Genomic DNA, 15,441 nt, shown 5'->3' on the forward strand with positions numbered 1-15,441 from the left:
CGACCCGACGAACTCTGGGGAGACCCACATGACCACCCCGTCCGACGCTGCAAACAAGCAACCGATCAACGAATTCGCCGAATGCCATTCCGGAATTCTCAAGAAACTGGACATGCTGGGCGAACTGCCCGCACTGCTCGATGCCGCATCGCGCGCACGCGAGATCGCAGCCAGGGCACTGGAGTTCTTTCGCGAAGCCATCTTCGAGCACCACCAGGACGAGGAGCGCGAACTGTTCCCGGCCGTGCTGGCAAGCGCCGAAAAGGGCGCGGAATACGATCAGGTGAAGGCGCTCGCAAAGCGCCTCACCGACGAGCACCGCGAGCTGGAAGCGAGCTGGAAACGCCTCGAGCCGGAGCTCAAGCGTGTCGCCAAGGGTCAGGACAGCCGCCTGGAGATCGCCGAGGTGGAACGCCTGGTCGCACGCTACAAGGCCCACGCGGAACTGGAGGAGAACGAGTTCCTCCCGCTGTCCAAGACCATTCTGGGGCGCAATTCACATCACATGGCGGCCCTCGGCCTCTCACTGCACATGCGCCACGCGCCCAAGCGACCAGCCACCTACATCTAGCGCACAGCGTCGTCCACGAGCCGCCACAAGCGTCGTCACGCGCAAACGAACCATCACTCGACCGACCGTCCCTCGCCCGTCTCCTCGTGCGTGCGCCCGTCCCGGATGTGATAGATGCGGCGGAAGGTGGGGATGATCTTCTCGTCGTGGGTGACGACGACGATGGCGGTGTCGTACTCGCGCGCCATGCGGTTGAGGATGCGGATCACGCTCAAGGCGCGTTCGCTATCGAGCGGCGCGGTCGGCTCGTCGGCCAGGATCACCGGCGGGCGGCTCACCAGGGCGCGGGCAATCGCTACGCGCTGTTGCTCCCCTCCGGAGAGTTGCGAGGGCATGGCGCGGGCGCGATGGCCGACGTCCAGCGCCTCGAGCAGCTCCACCGCGCGCCGCCGGGCCTCGGCGTTCGGCCGCCCGGCCAGCATCGGCAGCAGGGCAACGTTGTCGGTGACGTCGAGAAAGGGGATCAGGTACGGCGCCTGAAACACGAAGCCGATGCGATCGCGGCGCAGCGCGCGCAGGTCGCCAATCCGCCAGCCATCGTCGTAGATGGTTTCGTCGCCCAGCGTCATGCGCCCGGCAGTGGGCTCGATCACCGCGCCCAGGCATTTGAGCAGGGTGCTCTTGCCGGACCCCGACGGCCCGATCAGGCCGACCACCTCGCCGGGCGCGACCGCCATGTCGACCTGCCGGAGTGCCTCCACCGCGGTGTCCCCGCTGCCGTAGCGCTTTCGCAAGCCTTCGATGCGGATCCCCCGCGCGGCCTGGGTATTCTGTTTCATTTCAGCCTCCGATCGCCTCGGCCGGATCCACCCGCAATGCGGCCCGGATCGCGAGCACGCTGGCGAGCACGCAGATCACCACCACCGCGACCAGCGCGCGCACCGTGTCGCCGGTCTCGAGCAGCACGTGCTTGGGAAACGCCGGCGCCCAGAAGGTCGCTGCGATCTTGCCCACCACGAAGCCGATCAGGCCCAAGCCCACGGCCTGCTGCAGGATCATGGCGGCAATCGTGCGATTGCGCGTGCCGATGAGCTTGAGCACCGCGATCTCGCGGATCTTGCCCAGCGTGAGCGTGTAGATGATGAAGGCCACGATCGCCGCGCTGACGACCGCAAGGATCACGAGGAACATCGCGATCTGACGCGCCGAGGTGGCGATCAGCTTCGCGATGAGGATCTCTTCCATCTGCGCCCGCGTATAGACCGTAAGCCGCTGCCAGCGCCGGATGGGTTCGGCGACACGCTCGGGGTCGTAGCCCGGCGTCAGTTGCACCAGCACTGCATTGACGTAGGGATTGGTGCTCTGCGAGGCGATCACCGCATCAAGCAGGCCGGGTACGCCGGGGCGGTTGAGCGCCGGATTCCGTGCGGTGCGCGCACGCTGGCGCACGATGGCGTCGTTGTCCTTGAGGAACTGGGCCTCCTGGGCGTCCTTGAGCGGGATGAAGACCATCGGATCGCCGCCCGAGGACACCATGCGCCGGGTGAGCCCCACCACCGTGTAGTCGTTGCGGCGGACGCGGATGGTGTCGCCGAGCGCGAAACCGGTCGCGACATCGGCCACCGCCTCGTAATGGCTGCGCGTGATATGACGCCCTGCAACCAGATGCACCGGCTGCCCCGGATGTCCGGGGCCGTCGGGGGTGACGCCCACCACCATGGCGCGCACGTCGCGCGCACTCGGCCCGGTCAGCCGCACCTGCATGGTGAGATAGGTGATGTTGGCCACCCGCTCAACGCCCTCCATGGCGGCGATGCTGCGCCAGACATCGTCCTGCACGCTCGACGATTCGGCATAGGGGCCGAGCGTGTCCTGCTGCACCACCCAGAGGTCGGCGCCGCTGTTGTCGAGCAGCACCCGGGCATCGTCTACCATGCCGCGATAGACGCCGGCCATGGTCAGTGTGACGCCGATGAGCAGACCCAGCCCGATACCGGTGAACACGAACTTGCCCCAGCCATGCAGGATGTCGCGTCCGGCGAGGCTGATCATGACGCGCGCCCCGGGATGCGCTCAACCACCTCGATACGCGTGCCGGCGGCGAGCGCTTTCTGGCTGTAGACCACCACTCGCTCGCCGCCCGACAGGCCATCGAGCACCTGCACCCGACCGTCGAGATCGCTGCGCCCGAGGCGAACGGGCACGAACCGCAGCGCACCCGCGTCGTCCACCGTCCACACGCCCAGCCGGCCGTCCACGCGATGCACCGAGGCGTTCGACACCACCGGCCGCTCGGGCAGCGCCGGCAGCGACACGGTGAGCTCGGCAAGCTCACCCAGCGGCGGCAGCGGCGCCGGCAGGCGCTCGAAGCCGATGCGGGCGAGCACCTCTTCGGTCACCGCATCGGCCATCGGCTCGACACGAGCGACTGTGCCCGGCAATGCTTCATCGGCACGCGAGCGCAGCACGATGCTCGCTGGCAACGTGGCGGCGAGGCCGCTCGCGCGTTGCTGGTCGAAACGCGCACTGATCCACACCTGATCGGGCTCCACCACTTCCACCACCGCCTGGCCTGCAACCACGGTGGTGCCCGGGTCCGCCTCGCGACGCACCACGAGACCGGCAACCGGCGCGAGCAGGCGCAGGTTCGCTCGCTGCGTGCGCAGCGCATCGCGCTCGGCACGCAGGCGGTCGAGCTCGTGCCTTGCGGCGTCCAGCCCGGCCTGCGCCGCCTGGTGCCCGGCGCGGGCGGCATCCCCCTCCTGGCGCTTGGCTGCAGCGGCCTCGCGGCTGACGCTGTTCGACTCGAGCAGCCGCGCATAGCGCGTTGCCTGCGCTTCGGCAAAGGTCTTGCGCGCCAACGCCTCGCGCAGCTGCGCTTCGGCGCTCAACACCCCGGCCTGCGCCCGGCGCAGCGCCGCCTCCTGGGCAAGCAGGCGCTCCTCCAGATCAACCGGGTCCATCTCGCCCAGCACCTGTCCGGCGCTGACCACATCACCGGGCTGCACCGCCACCGTGCGCAGGCGGCCCGCGAAGGTCGGCCCGATGCGGTGCGTGAAGCGCGCCTCCACCGTACCGATACCGAACAGGGCCGGCGCCAGGGGCTGCGCATCCACTTTCGCCACCGTGACCGGCACCGCGGCGAGCGGCCCCGCGCGCAGCGCCACGAAGGCCAGCAGCGCGATCAGCGGCACCAGCACCGCGAGCAGCCCGAGCAGGCGGGCGTGGCGGGAGAACCAGTTCTTCATGATCCGCTCCGGATGGCGCGCAAATAGAGTTCGAGCACCGCCGGCGCCTGGCGGTCGATGTGCCCATGGTCATCGGCGAGCAGCGACTGCATCACCAGCCCCTGGATGGTGCCCACGAAGAGCGTGGCCGCCGCATCAAGGTCGATACCGTGCGCCACCTCGCCCGCCTGCTGTCCCGCCTCAAGCAGTGCGCGCACACGCTCACCGTAACGCCGGATCAAGGCCTGCGCCATGCGCTTGGGCGCACTCGCCTGGGCACGCTGCAATTCGCCGAACATCATGCGCGGCACCCCCGGGTGCTCAATCACGAAGCCGACATGGGCGAGGAACATCGCACGCAGCGCCGCAAGCGGGCCGGGCGCCTGCTCGACAGCACGTTCGATACGCGCCATCAGCCGATCGGCCACCCACTCCATCACCGAGGTCCACAGCGCCTCCTTGGTGGGGAAGTGGCGGAACAGGGCGCCCTGGGTGAGCTGCATGCGCTCGGCGATCGCGGCGGTGGTGATCTCGCTGGGGTTCTGTTCCGCGGCGAGCTCAATCACGGTTTCGACCGTCACGCTACGGCGCTCGTCTGCAGGAAGGTGTCGGGAGCTCATGGGCGATACTCGGCATCGGGTTCGTAGTGAGTGAGTATTTACTCACTTTTAAAGCCGGTATGCAAGCGACCTCGACGCTCCAGTGTCACATCGGGGTGGGAAGGTGCAGCACCGCACGCGCCCCACCCGCCGGCGAGCGCTCCAGATGAACCTCGCCCCCGTAGAGTTGAGCGAGGTCACGCACGATCGAAAGCCCCAGGCCGAAGCCGGGGATGTGCTCATCGGCTCGCACACCACGCGCGAACACGGCCTCACGGACCGCTTCGTCCAGGCCCGGGCCGTCGTCATCGATGCTGACCCGTAGTCGCCCAAGGTCCACGTCCGCGCTGATCTCGACCCGGTGTGCTGCCCACTTGCAGGCGTTGTCGATGAGGTTGCCGAGCATTTCCTGCAGGTCCTGTGTCTCGCCGCGAAAGGCCAACGCCGCATCGCAGGAGGACAGCGATAGCCGTAACCCTCGCTCTGCATGCACCTTCGCCATCAGGCGCAACAGCCCCTCCAGTACCGGACGCAGGGGCGTACGCTGGCCGGTCGCGCCGACCGCCGCTGCAGCGCGCGCACGCGCGAGATGGTGGTCGACCTGGGTATGGGCCAGCGCGACCTGTTCGCGCACGAGCCGCGCAAGCGCGGGGTCGCCGCGCTCATCCGCTGATGACGCAGCAGCGTTGGCGAGCACCGTGAGTGGCGTCCGGACCGCATGGGCGAGGTTGCCGGCCTGGGTGCGGGCGCGCTCGACCACCTCGGCATTGCGTGCGAGCACGGCATTGAACTCCTCAACCAAGGGCTGGACCTCGGCCGGGAAGCTGCCCTGGAGCGCCGCACTACGCCCTGCACGCACCGCGGCCAGGCCGTCGCGCAGGCGCACCAGCGGACGCAGGCCGACCCGTACCTGCACCAGCGCCGCAAGCACGAGCCCGCCCGCAAGCACACCGAGAGCAATCGCAAGCAGGCGATTGAAGCGTGCCACTGGTTCCTCCACGAGGGCGGCGTTTGCCGCGACGATGACGCGCAGCGTCATCTCGGGCTGCTCCGCTGGGTACAGCATCTGCTCGATCAAGCGCAAGGGCTCGCCATCCGGCCCCTCGATCCGGTGCGAATGAAACACCCCTGCGGCAGGCAGGTCCTGCGGTACGGAAAGGACGACGTCCCACAACGACCGCGAACGCAGCACAGCCTGCCGTGACTCGGGCACCAGCACATCCACCTGCCAGTACAGCCCGGAAGAGGGACGCACGAAGCGCGGGTCGCTGAGCGGGGTCCGCAACGCCGGGCGCCCTTCGGCGTCGATCATGAGCTGCGCAGCGAGCTGTGCCAGGTGCATGCGCAACTCAACCCGAAACTGGCGGTCGACATGCTCATCGAACAGCCGCCCCAATGCCCAGCCTGCCACGACGACGGTGAGCAACACCCACACCAGCGTGCCTGCAAGCAGGCGCAAACGCAGAGAGCCAGCTGCCGCGGACGACACGCCCCTCACTCCGGCACCGCGATGCGATAGCCAAGCCCGCGCACGGTCTCGATCAGGCCGAGCGGCAGCTTCTTGCGAAGGCGGGCCACGAACACCTCTATCGTATTGGAATCGCGGTCGTAATCCTGCGCGTAGATGTGCTCGGTGAGCTCGGTGCGCGAGACGACCTCACCCGCGTGGTGCATCAAATAGGCGAGCACGCGGAATTCGTGGCTGGTCAGGCTCAAGGGCTGGCCCTCGACGGCGACACGTCCGCTGCGCGTATCGAGCACCAGGGGGCCGCACCGGATCTCGGCGCTCGCCTGACCCACCGCACGACGGATCAGCGCGCGGATACGGGCAAGCAACTCTTCCATGTGAAAGGGCTTGGTGAGGTAATCGTCCGCACCGGCATCGATGCCCGCCACCTTCTCGGCCCAGTCACCACGAGCGGTGAGGATCAGCACGGGCATCGTGCGCCCTTCCGCGCGCCAGCGCTTGAGCACCGTGAGCCCGTCGATCACAGGCAGTCCCAGATCGAGGACGATGGCGTCGTAATGCTCGGCCTCGCCCATGTAGGCCGCTTCGCGTCCGTCAGCCGCCCTGTCGACCGCATAGCCAGCCAACACCAGCGCGGTGGAGAGCTGCACGGCCAACGTCGGTTCGTCTTCGACAACCAGGATGCGCATCAGTCGTCGTTCCGGTTTCTGTCACCCGGGCGCACGTCGCGTCCACGTACCCCCAAGACCCGCCCATCACGCGCATCGAGCTCGAGTTCGAGCACATCACCGGATTTGCGCAGCAGCTTGATCTCGTAGGCCCAGACGCCTTCCTCACGATCGAGCTCGACCTCAAGGATCTCGCCCGGATAAGCGCCCTCAACCCGCTCGAGCACGGCGCGCAGCGGCATCACCTCGCCCGCTTCGAAGGCCTGGCGAGCGCGCTCATGGTCATCATCGCCCGCATACAGCGCACCCCACGGCAGAAGCGCCGCGAAGGCGGCCGCGCACGTCCCGTGCAGGGCTCGACTGCGTACCCACGGATGCGGCATCAGCGGCGTCCGTGTTCAGCGGCTGCGACCCGGCCCCATCGGCCCTCTGCCATCCCCGGGACCAGCGCCCTGACGAGGTCCCATGCCCTGCCCCGGCCCCATGCCTCGGCCAGGGCCGACACCTGCTCCGGCACCCGGATCAACGCCTTGCGCTGCAGCCCGACCCGGCCCGCGCGCGGGGCCCTGCGGGCCGCCACGCCCGGGCCCCATTCCGGCGCCGACCGCGGGCGGCACTTCCGGCAGGCTTACACCGCGCTCTGCGGCACGGGCACGCATCTGTTCGTGGTGCTCGGCACGGATCGCTGCGCGCTCCTCGTCACTCTGCGCCGCCCACATGCGCCCGCGATACACGGTGCGCTCCTGCTCGGTCATCAGCTGGCTACCGAACATCGCCTCGGGCACTGGCTCGGCAGCCAGCACACTCGAACCCGAAGCCAGCAGGGTTACGAGCAGCGCAGACAATCCAATGGTTCTTCTGAGCATGATCGACTCCTCATGAATCGCTACACGTCACGATCACGGCGGCCGTGAAGCCACCCGCGATCACCTGCCTCGAATATAGCCCTCCGCATCTGAACAGGACATGAACGGATCGAGCACAGGCGGCGCTATCGTCCACGCAGCTCGGCGGTCAGCTGCCCGAGGTCCAGCGTGCGCGCGCGCTGTGCGATCTCGGGCGCGTAGCGCGCCTGCAGCGACCGAGCCTGCGCGTACACGTCGGCGAAGGACTGCTTGAGCCCTGCTGCGTCCAGGGTTCGCCCGCCAGCGTAGTATTGCCTCGCCACCTTGCCGATCGCCCAGGTGGTCGCGAAGGAGAACGCAGAACCGGTCGCCTGGCTACCGATCGCGCGCCCTGCACCACCCAGCACCTTGCCGAGCAGGCCGCCGATGAGCTTGCGGCCGAACTGCTCGACGTACTGCCCGGTCATGCCGACGCCAATGGTGGCAAGAAAGTCCTTGATATGGCCGCGATCGAGTTCCTGACCGTGCGCCTGCCCGATCCGGTACACGAGCCGGACCTGCAGCGGAATGATCGCCATTGAGGCCATGGACTGCGGCAGCAGCTCCAGTGCGCCATTGAGGATGGCGGCGTTGAGGATCATGCGGTCCAGTTCGGCCTCGTCGGGCGCGTCGGCAGCGGCGACGCGTGGTCCGGCTCCTTCAGCATCGGGCCTGACCTGCAGGTCGAAGCCGGGCAGCTCGATCAACGCCCCGGTTTCGGGCGCCTCGGCCACCGCCTCGGCCTCGTGGATGAAAGCCTCGGCGCTGCCGGCCGCCAGTCCAAGCGCCGCGGACAGGCGGCCAAGGAAAGCGGTTTCCTCTGCACTGTGGCGGCCATCCGCCTCGCACACACCCACCGCGAGCTCGAACGCGAGCTGCCGCAACCCCGGTTCGTCCAGCTCGGCCACGACATCTTCCAAACTCACGCGGCCAAGCAGCACCTCCTGATACAAGGAAATGAAATCAATCTCGATGTCACGACCGAGCGACTCTGCCACCTTGCGTACATGTTCGCGTTCACCCGTGTCCTGTCGACCATCGGCAAAGGCCGCCATCAGGCAGATGGCGACGAGGGAACGGGCGTGTCGGATGTTCATGCGTAGGCTCCTGGGTGACGTGTTCTGGAAAGGGGTAGGGGTAGGCACTTTCGCGCATTCAGTGAGCAATGTGAACCATCGTTATCGGTCATGGACCGGGCCAGGTGCAGATCCGTTCCGGCACCACGGATCCGGCACGGCTGGCTGGCAAGACCACAGCGACTTCTTCATAATTATGAATAACCCAATTCACCCGCGTTTCTCCGAGCCCGAGATGCCCAAGACGATCGAACACCTCTTCGCCAACAACAAGCAATGGTCCGAGCGCATGCGCGAGGAAGATCCGGAGTTCTTCAGCCGGTTGGTCAAGCAGCAATCACCCGAGTACCTGTGGATCGGCTGCTCGGACAGTCGCGTACCTGCAAACCAGGTGGTCGGACTGGCGCCGGGCGAGGTGTTCGTGCATCGCAACATCGCCAACGTGATCGTGCACACCGATCTCAACGCGCTGTCGGTGATCCACTACGCGGTCGACGTGCTGCGCGTAAAGCACATCCTGATCGTCGGCCACTACGGCTGCGGTGGCGTCAAGGCAGCGATCAACGACGTTTCCACTGGCCTGACCGACAACTGGCTGCGCCACATCCAGGATGTACGTGACCGCCATCTCGACCAGCTGGGCCAGATCGAAGACAGCGCGATGCGTGCCGACCGCCTGTGTGAGCTCAACGCCATGCACCAGGTCGTCAACGTATGTCAGACCTCGATTCTCCGCGAGGCTTGGCAGCGTGGCCAGGACGTCAGCGTGCACGGCTGGTGCTACAGCTTGCAGGACGGCCTGGTGCGGGATCTGGGTGTGACCTCGCGCAGCAGGGAAGAGGCGATGGACCGTTACGCGGAGATCTCCGCCTCCTCCTGCTGAGGGCACCTTGAACATGCGGCCCGCGCGCATCGGCATTGATCTGGGCGGAACCAAGATCGAGATCGTCGTCCTGCGTGAGGACGGCGAGCCATGCTGGCGCAGGCGCGTTCCCACGCCGCAAGGGGACTACTCCGCGACCCTGCGGACCATCGCCGCCTTGGTCGAGGAGGCCGAGCACAGCACGGGCAGGAGGGCGACCGTCGGCATCGGCATCCCCGGTTCGCCCTCCCCGGTAGACGGGCGGATCCGCAATGCCAACTCGACCTGCCTCAACGGCAGGCCCTTGCAGCAGGACCTCGAAGCCCTGCTCGCCCGTCCGCTGCGCCTTTCCAACGACGCCAACTGCTTCACGGTGTCCGAAGCTGCCGATGGGGCAGGTGCCGGGCTCCGCACGGTGTTCGGGGTGATTCTCGGCACAGGCGTGGGTGGCGGCATCGTGCTGGATGGGCGGCTGCTCACCGGTGCGAACGCGATCGCCGGCGAGTGGGGGCACAATCCCTTGCCGCTTCCTGCCGGCGACGACCTCCCCCTGCCCGCCTGCTATTGCGGGCGCCGGGGCTGCATCGAAACCTATCTCTCCGGACCGGGAATGGCGGCCGATCATCTGCGCCATGGCGGCGAAGCTTTCGATGCGCCCACAATCGTTCGCGCCGCCGAAGCCGGCGACCGGCTGTGCGCATCCACCCTCGCCCGCTATGAGGACCGGCTCGCGCGCGCGCTGGCGGGGGTGATCAACCTGCTCGACCCGGACGTAATCGTGCTGGGCGGCGGCCTGTCATGCATCGGGCGGCTCTATCGCAATGTGCCGGAGAAGTGGCGCGTGCATGTGTTTTCCGACCGCGTGGACACGCGCCTGCTGCCGGCACGGCACGGGGATGCCTCGGGTGTGCGCGGTGCAGCCTGGCTGTGGCCGGCAGCAGGCGCCTGAGTCAGACGTCCAGCGGATCGACGTCGAGCTGCCAGCGCAGCGCACGCACAGTTCGCTGTCGATAGAGCACGGCTACCCAGTCGGCAAGAAAGTTCTGCAGCACACCGCGGCCATCTGCCTCGAGCAGCAGCTGTGCACGCTCGCGCCGCGCGAGCCGGGTCATGCGCATCGGCACTGGATCGTAGATGCGCAGCCCTTCCGGCGCACGCTCTTCCGCCAGGCGGCGGGCATGACGCAGGAACTGTACCGCCTCCTCCAGCGCCGGCGCATCCGCGCGTAGCATGGCCTGGTGCGTGAAAGGCGGGAAGCCCGCCGCGCGACGCTCCTGCAGCGCCATGCGCGCGAAGGCGTCGAAATCGTGGCGGGCGAGATACTGATAGAGCGGCTGCAGCGGGTACTCGGTCTGGATCAGCACCTCGCCCGGCAGGGCACCCCGGCCCGCACGCCCACCCACCTGCATCAACTGCTGAAACAGGCGCTCAGGGGCGCGGAAATCGGCGGCATGCAGCGAGGCATCGGCGCCAATCACACCCACCAAGGTCAGCTTGGGGAAATCGTGCCCCTTGGCCATCATCTGCGTGCCGACGAGGATGTCGGCCTCGCCGGCAGCGATGGTGTCGAGCAGTTTTTCCCATTGCGCGCGGGTGCGCGCGGCATCTCGGTCAACCCGCAACACGCGCGCCTGCGGGAACAGCTCGGCCAAGCGCGCCTCAATGCGCTGCGTGCCGCGGCCAAAGGGCTGGATGTCCTGATTGCCGCAACTCGGGCAGACATGCGGGATGGGCCCGTCACAGCCACAGTGGTGGCAGCGCAGGCGGCGGTCGGCCAGGTGCACGACGAGGTTCGCAGTGCAATGAGGACAGCGGCTGACCCAGCCGCAGGATGGGCATGACAGCACCGGCGCGTAGCCCCGGCGGTTGAGGAACACCAGGCTCTGTTCACCCCGCGTCAGGCGCTGTGCGATCGCTGCCTGCAGTGCGGGGCTCAGGCCCTCGTCAAGCTTCAGCCGCCGGGTGTCGATGCAGCGCACCACCGGCAATGTAGCCGCCACCGCACGCTGACGCAGCGTCTGCAGGGCATAGCGTTCGCTTCTCGCGTGAAACCACGTCTCCAGCGAAGGCGTCGCCGAACCGAGCACGACCGGGACGCCGCGCTGACGTGCACGCCACACGGCCACGTCGCGCGCAGAGTAACGCACGCCCTCCTGCTGCTTGTAGGAGGCATCATGCTCCTCGTCCACCAGGATCAACCCGAGCCGGGGCAATGGGGCAAACACCGCCAGGCGGGTGCCGAGCACGATATCGGCGCGTCCGCTCAGCGCCTGCACAAAGCCGCGCGAGCGGGCACCATCGGCCAGCGCGGAATGCAGGCTGACCACGTTGGCAGCCGCGAAGCGCTGGGCGACCCGCTGTTCGAGCTGCGGCGTCAAAGCAATTTCTGGCACCAGCATCAGCACCTGGCGGCCCTGCGCCAGGACCTGCGCGGCCAGGCGCAAGTAGACCTCCGTCTTGCCGCTGCCCGTGACCCCATGCAGCAGCCAAGGCCGGAAGCCCGCCCCGCCACCGAGGATCGACTCGACCGCGCACGACTGCTCGGCAGTCAGGGCCGGCAGGACGCCTGTGCCATGAGCCGGTGCGGCACGCTCGGGCACGACGGGCGCCAGCCACCCGCGCCGCAGCAGCTCACCGATCATTTCCCCGCCGGCCATGGCGCGGATGACGCTACGCCGCCAGGGTCCCTCGCTGCCCACCAGCGACTGCAGCAGCGCAAGCGCCTTGCTTGCACGCCGCCCGCTGTCAAGTGCGGACTGGCCCTGGGCAGCGATATCGAGCAGCGGGTCGTCGTCGGCATCACTCACCCCATCGGCTCGACGCAGCCCGGGCGGCAGCGCAAGCGCGACCACTTCGCCCAGCGGGGCGTGATAGTAGCGCGCGACGAAGCCCACCAACTCGAGCCAGTCGGGCGGCAGGGGTGGCACGCCGCGCTGGATGTGATGGACCGCCTTCAGGCGGGCCGGATCGACCTCCGCCTCGTCGCAGAGTCCGACGATCAGCCCGCTACGATCTCCGCGCCCGAAGGGCACCTTCACGCAGCGTCCGATATCTGCGACGGTCGCTTCCGGTGCCAGGTAATCGAACGCCTGTGGCAGCGGAATCGGCAAGGCGACGCGGACGATGGCCATGGGTGGATCTACAGGGGGAGGAAATTGCCTTTCGATCAGCTGTTTACGCGCATTTCGTAAGGCGGCGTGGACGAAACAGCGGTCAAGTCTCTGGGCAACAAAGGCGCTTTGCCCTTGTCCACAAAACCTGTGGACAAGTATGTGGGAAAGCTGGGTGAATCCGCCTGAAAGTGGCGTGGCATAAGGCTTTCAGTCACATTGCCTTAACATTATGCGAAATATTATTTCTTATTTTTCAATGGCTTATAAATTCCTACGCATAATGCTTGAATATCGGACTGCAGCCGGTTACGGAACGCACGGATGTGCATAAGTCAAGTTTCGAAAGCACGATTTCTTGCTTGACAGGCGGCGTTCCGCATCTGCGAAACGCCGCTGCGCAGACTCACCCGCGAGCGCGAACCTCGCGGCTGTACGCGTGCACCGTGTCGACCAGCACGTTCACGTTCTCGGGCGGCGTGTACTGAGAAATGCCGTGGCCGAGGTTGAAGACGTGGCCAGAGTGGTTGCCGAAAGCATCGAGCACGCGGCGCGTCTCGGCTGCAACCGCCTCGGGCGGCGCGAAGAGCACGTTGGGGTCGAGATTGCCCTGCAGCGCCACCTTGTCGCCCACGAGGCGACGCGCGCGGCCGATGTCCATGGTCCAGTCGAGGCCGACCGCGTCGCAGCCGATCGCAGCGATCGACTCCAGCCACAGGCCACCGCCCTTGGTGAAGACGATGCTCGGCACACGCTGACCGTCGCGCTCACGGATCAAGCCGGCGACGACCTGCTCGAGGTAGCGCAGCGAGAATTCGCGATACGCCGCCTCGGACAGCACGCCACCCCAGGAGTCGAACACCATCACCGCCTGGGCGCCCGCCTCGATCTGCGCGTTCAGATACTTCACCACTGCCTGCGCGGTGACGTCGAGGATATGGTGCATCAGGTCCGGGCGGCTGTAGGCGAGCGACTTGACCTTGCGGTAGTCGTCGGAGGAGCCGCCCTCGACCATGTAGCAGGCAAGCGTCCACGGGCTGCCGGAGAAGCCGATCAGCGGCACGCTGCCGTCGAGCGCACGGCGGATCTCGCTCACCGCATCCATCACGTACTGAAGCTCGGCATGCGGATCCGGCGCAGTGAGGTTGCGGATCTCCCACTCGTCCTTGAGCGGTCGCTCGAAACGCGGCCCCTCGCCCTCGGCAAAATACAGGCCCAGCCCCATTGCATCGGGCACGGTGAGGATGTCGGAGAACAGGATCGCGGCATCCAGATCGTAGCGCGCCAGCGGTTGCAGCGTCACTTCGCAGGCCATGGCCGGGCTCTTGCACAGATTGAGGAAATTGCCGGCGCGACGGCGCGTTTCGCAATACTCGGGCAGGTAGCGGCCTGCCTGGCGCATCAGCCAGACCGGCGTGTATTCGGTGGGCTGACGCAGCAAGGCGCGCAGGAATGTGTCGTTTTTCAGGTTGCTCACGTCGAGTCCTCTTTGTTCTGCAATCGGGCTGAAGGCGTGATTATCGCCGCTCTGGACGCATCCGGGGCTTGTCGCGAGTCAATCGGACGGGTTACTGGCGTTCAGCGGCGCCAGAAGGTCGGGGTCAGCACGACCAGAAAGGTGAAGATTTCCAGTCGCCCGAGGATCATGGTGAAAGACAGCACCCACTTGTGGAAGGCGTCGAGCGACTGGTAGTTCGACGCCGGTCCCACCATGTCGAGGCCAGGTCCGGTGTTGTTGAGGCAGGCCACCACCGCGGAGAAGGCGGTGACCAACTCGAGCCCACTCGCCGACAGCACCAGGGTCAGGCTCACGATGCTGACCATGTACATGAAACTGAAGCCCAGCACCGCGTGCAGGATGTTCTCGGATACCGGCGTACGGCCCAGGCGCACGGGTCGCACCGCGTTCGGGTGCAACGAGCGCACGATTTCGCGGAAGACCTGGTTATACAGGATGATCGCCCGCATCATCTTGATGCCGCCGCCGGTGGATCCGGAGCAGGCAATGAAGCTGCCGAGAAACAGCAGCCAGAGCTGGGCGAACATGGGCCACAGCGTGTAATCGTAGGTCGACAGGCCAAGGGAGGTGGAGATGGAGACAACGTGGAAGGCGACGTAGCGTAGCGCCTCACCGATCTCGTTGAACTCGCCCTCGGCGAGCAGGAACGCGGTCAGCATGGCGACGCTGACGCCAAGCACGCCAAAGTAGAAGGGGATTTCCGGATCGCGGTAGTAGGGCCGGATCGAGCGCCGCACCAGCGCCATGTAATGGGTCGCGTAGTTCAGGCCCGCCAGTAGCGCGAACACGATTACCACCACCTCGATGCGCAGACTGTCGAAATGCCCGATCGAAGCGTCCTTGCTCGAGAAGCCACCCAGTCCTGCGACCGTGAACGCGTGGATGACGGCATCCCAGGTATCCATGCCCACCCACCACAGGCTGAAACCGCAGGCCACGGTCAACAGCACGTAGGAGAGCCACAGGCCCTTGGCCGTCTCGGCGATGCGTGGCGTGAGACTGGAGTCCTTCATCGGCGTGGGCACTTCGGCCTTGTAGAGCTGTCGTCCACCGATACCAAGCAGCGGCAGGATTGCAACCACCAGGACGATGACCCCCATGCCGCCCACCCAGTGCATGAAGGTGCGCCACAGGTTGATCGACACCGGCAGGTCGTCCAGCCCGGTGAGCACGGTCGCGCCGGTGGCCGTGAGTCCGGAGACGGCCTCGAAATAGGCGTCCGTGAAGCCGAGCTCAGGGAGGTAGGCGAGTAACGGCAGCGCCCCGAACAGGGGTAGCACCACCCAGGTGGCAGCGACGAGCAGGAAGCCATCGTGCACGCGCAGGTCGCGCCGGTGAGCACGCGTGAACGCCCACAGGAGCAACCCGCACACGAAGGTGACGAACAGCCCCTGGTCATAGGCGAGCGTCGCCCCATCTTGAAGCCAGGCCGATACCGCGAGCGGAAAGCCCATCAGCAGACCGAAGATCATGATGATCAGGCCCAGCGCGTTGAGCGCGGGATTGTAGGCACGCAT

At 66.8% G+C, this 15,441-nt stretch carries 15 protein-coding genes; 3 read left to right on the top strand and 12 right to left on the bottom strand.

Annotated elements, in window-relative coordinates; translation table 11 throughout:
- Positions 1-28: 28 nt before the first annotated feature.
- A complete protein-coding gene (locus ACPT9U_RS05050) occupies positions 29-571 on the top strand; it encodes a hemerythrin domain-containing protein (RefSeq protein ID WP_435750106.1) in 543 nt (180 codons plus the stop codon).
- Between the two features lie 53 nt (positions 572-624).
- Here ACPT9U_RS05050 and ACPT9U_RS05055 read toward each other — a convergent pair whose 3' ends face one another.
- From ACPT9U_RS05055 to ACPT9U_RS05095, 9 genes are all read right to left on the bottom strand, one after another.
- The gene (locus ACPT9U_RS05055; RefSeq protein WP_418364061.1) at positions 625-1,350 is read right to left on the bottom strand and encodes an ABC transporter ATP-binding protein; all 726 of its coding nucleotides are present in this window, start codon (positions 1,348-1,350) and stop codon (positions 625-627) included.
- A 1-nt stretch (position 1,351) separates the two neighbouring features.
- Positions 1,352-2,563: an ABC transporter permease gene (locus ACPT9U_RS05060; RefSeq protein WP_418364062.1), complete on the bottom strand. Its 1,212-nt coding sequence runs from the start codon at positions 2,561-2,563 to the stop codon at positions 1,352-1,354.
- Positions 2,560-3,759: an efflux RND transporter periplasmic adaptor subunit gene (locus ACPT9U_RS05065; RefSeq protein ID WP_418364063.1), complete on the bottom strand. Its 1,200-nt coding sequence runs from the start codon at positions 3,757-3,759 to the stop codon at positions 2,560-2,562. The genes ACPT9U_RS05060 and ACPT9U_RS05065 overlap by 4 nt, the downstream gene beginning before the upstream one ends.
- Entirely contained in the window at positions 3,756-4,358 is a 603-nt protein-coding gene (locus ACPT9U_RS05070) for a TetR/AcrR family transcriptional regulator (RefSeq protein ID WP_418364064.1), read from the bottom strand. Before ACPT9U_RS05070 ends, ACPT9U_RS05065 begins: the two co-directional genes overlap by 4 nt.
- Positions 4,359-4,443: 85 nt before the next feature.
- On the bottom strand, positions 4,444-5,826 hold the full coding sequence (locus ACPT9U_RS05075) for a sensor histidine kinase (RefSeq protein WP_418364065.1): 1,383 nt from the start codon (positions 5,824-5,826) through the stop codon (positions 4,444-4,446).
- 5 nt (positions 5,827-5,831) lie between these two features.
- Positions 5,832-6,494: a response regulator transcription factor gene (locus ACPT9U_RS05080; protein WP_418364066.1), complete on the bottom strand. Its 663-nt coding sequence runs from the start codon at positions 6,492-6,494 to the stop codon at positions 5,832-5,834.
- A complete protein-coding gene (locus ACPT9U_RS05085; RefSeq protein ID WP_418364067.1) occupies positions 6,494-6,856 on the bottom strand; it encodes a PepSY domain-containing protein in 363 nt (120 codons plus the stop codon). The genes ACPT9U_RS05080 and ACPT9U_RS05085 overlap by 1 nt, the downstream gene beginning before the upstream one ends.
- A gap of 15 nt (positions 6,857-6,871) precedes the next feature.
- Positions 6,872-7,339: a hypothetical protein gene (locus ACPT9U_RS05090; RefSeq protein WP_418364068.1), complete on the bottom strand. Its 468-nt coding sequence runs from the start codon at positions 7,337-7,339 to the stop codon at positions 6,872-6,874.
- Positions 7,340-7,464: 125 nt separating this feature from the next.
- The gene (locus ACPT9U_RS05095; RefSeq protein ID WP_418364069.1) at positions 7,465-8,454 is read right to left on the bottom strand and encodes a YcjF family protein; all 990 of its coding nucleotides are present in this window, start codon (positions 8,452-8,454) and stop codon (positions 7,465-7,467) included.
- 214 nt (positions 8,455-8,668) lie between these two features.
- Between ACPT9U_RS05095 and can the strand changes: the two genes are divergently transcribed.
- Together can and ACPT9U_RS05105 are read left to right on the top strand one after the other, a co-directional pair.
- The gene (can, locus tag ACPT9U_RS05100) at positions 8,669-9,316 is read left to right on the top strand and encodes a carbonate dehydratase (protein ID WP_418364070.1); all 648 of its coding nucleotides are present in this window, start codon (positions 8,669-8,671) and stop codon (positions 9,314-9,316) included.
- 13 nt (positions 9,317-9,329) lie between these two features.
- Positions 9,330-10,244, top strand: coding sequence for an ROK family protein (locus tag ACPT9U_RS05105; RefSeq protein WP_418364094.1), 915 nt, complete (start codon positions 9,330-9,332; stop codon positions 10,242-10,244).
- A 1-nt stretch (position 10,245) separates the two neighbouring features.
- Here the strand turns inward: ACPT9U_RS05105 and ACPT9U_RS05110 are convergent, their stop codons facing one another.
- The 3 genes from ACPT9U_RS05110 to ACPT9U_RS05120 form a co-directional block, all read right to left on the bottom strand.
- Entirely contained in the window at positions 10,246-12,426 is a 2,181-nt protein-coding gene (locus tag ACPT9U_RS05110) for a primosomal protein N' (protein ID WP_418364071.1), read from the bottom strand.
- Between the two features lie 385 nt (positions 12,427-12,811).
- The gene (hemE, locus tag ACPT9U_RS05115) at positions 12,812-13,882 is read right to left on the bottom strand and encodes a uroporphyrinogen decarboxylase (RefSeq protein ID WP_418364072.1); all 1,071 of its coding nucleotides are present in this window, start codon (positions 13,880-13,882) and stop codon (positions 12,812-12,814) included.
- A 101-nt stretch (positions 13,883-13,983) separates the two neighbouring features.
- On the bottom strand, positions 13,984-15,441 hold the full coding sequence (locus ACPT9U_RS05120) for a TrkH family potassium uptake protein (protein ID WP_418364095.1): 1,458 nt from the start codon (positions 15,439-15,441) through the stop codon (positions 13,984-13,986).

The organism is Thauera sp. AutoDN2 (assembly GCF_051280715.1).
GTDB lineage: Bacteria > Pseudomonadota > Gammaproteobacteria > Burkholderiales > Rhodocyclaceae > Thauera.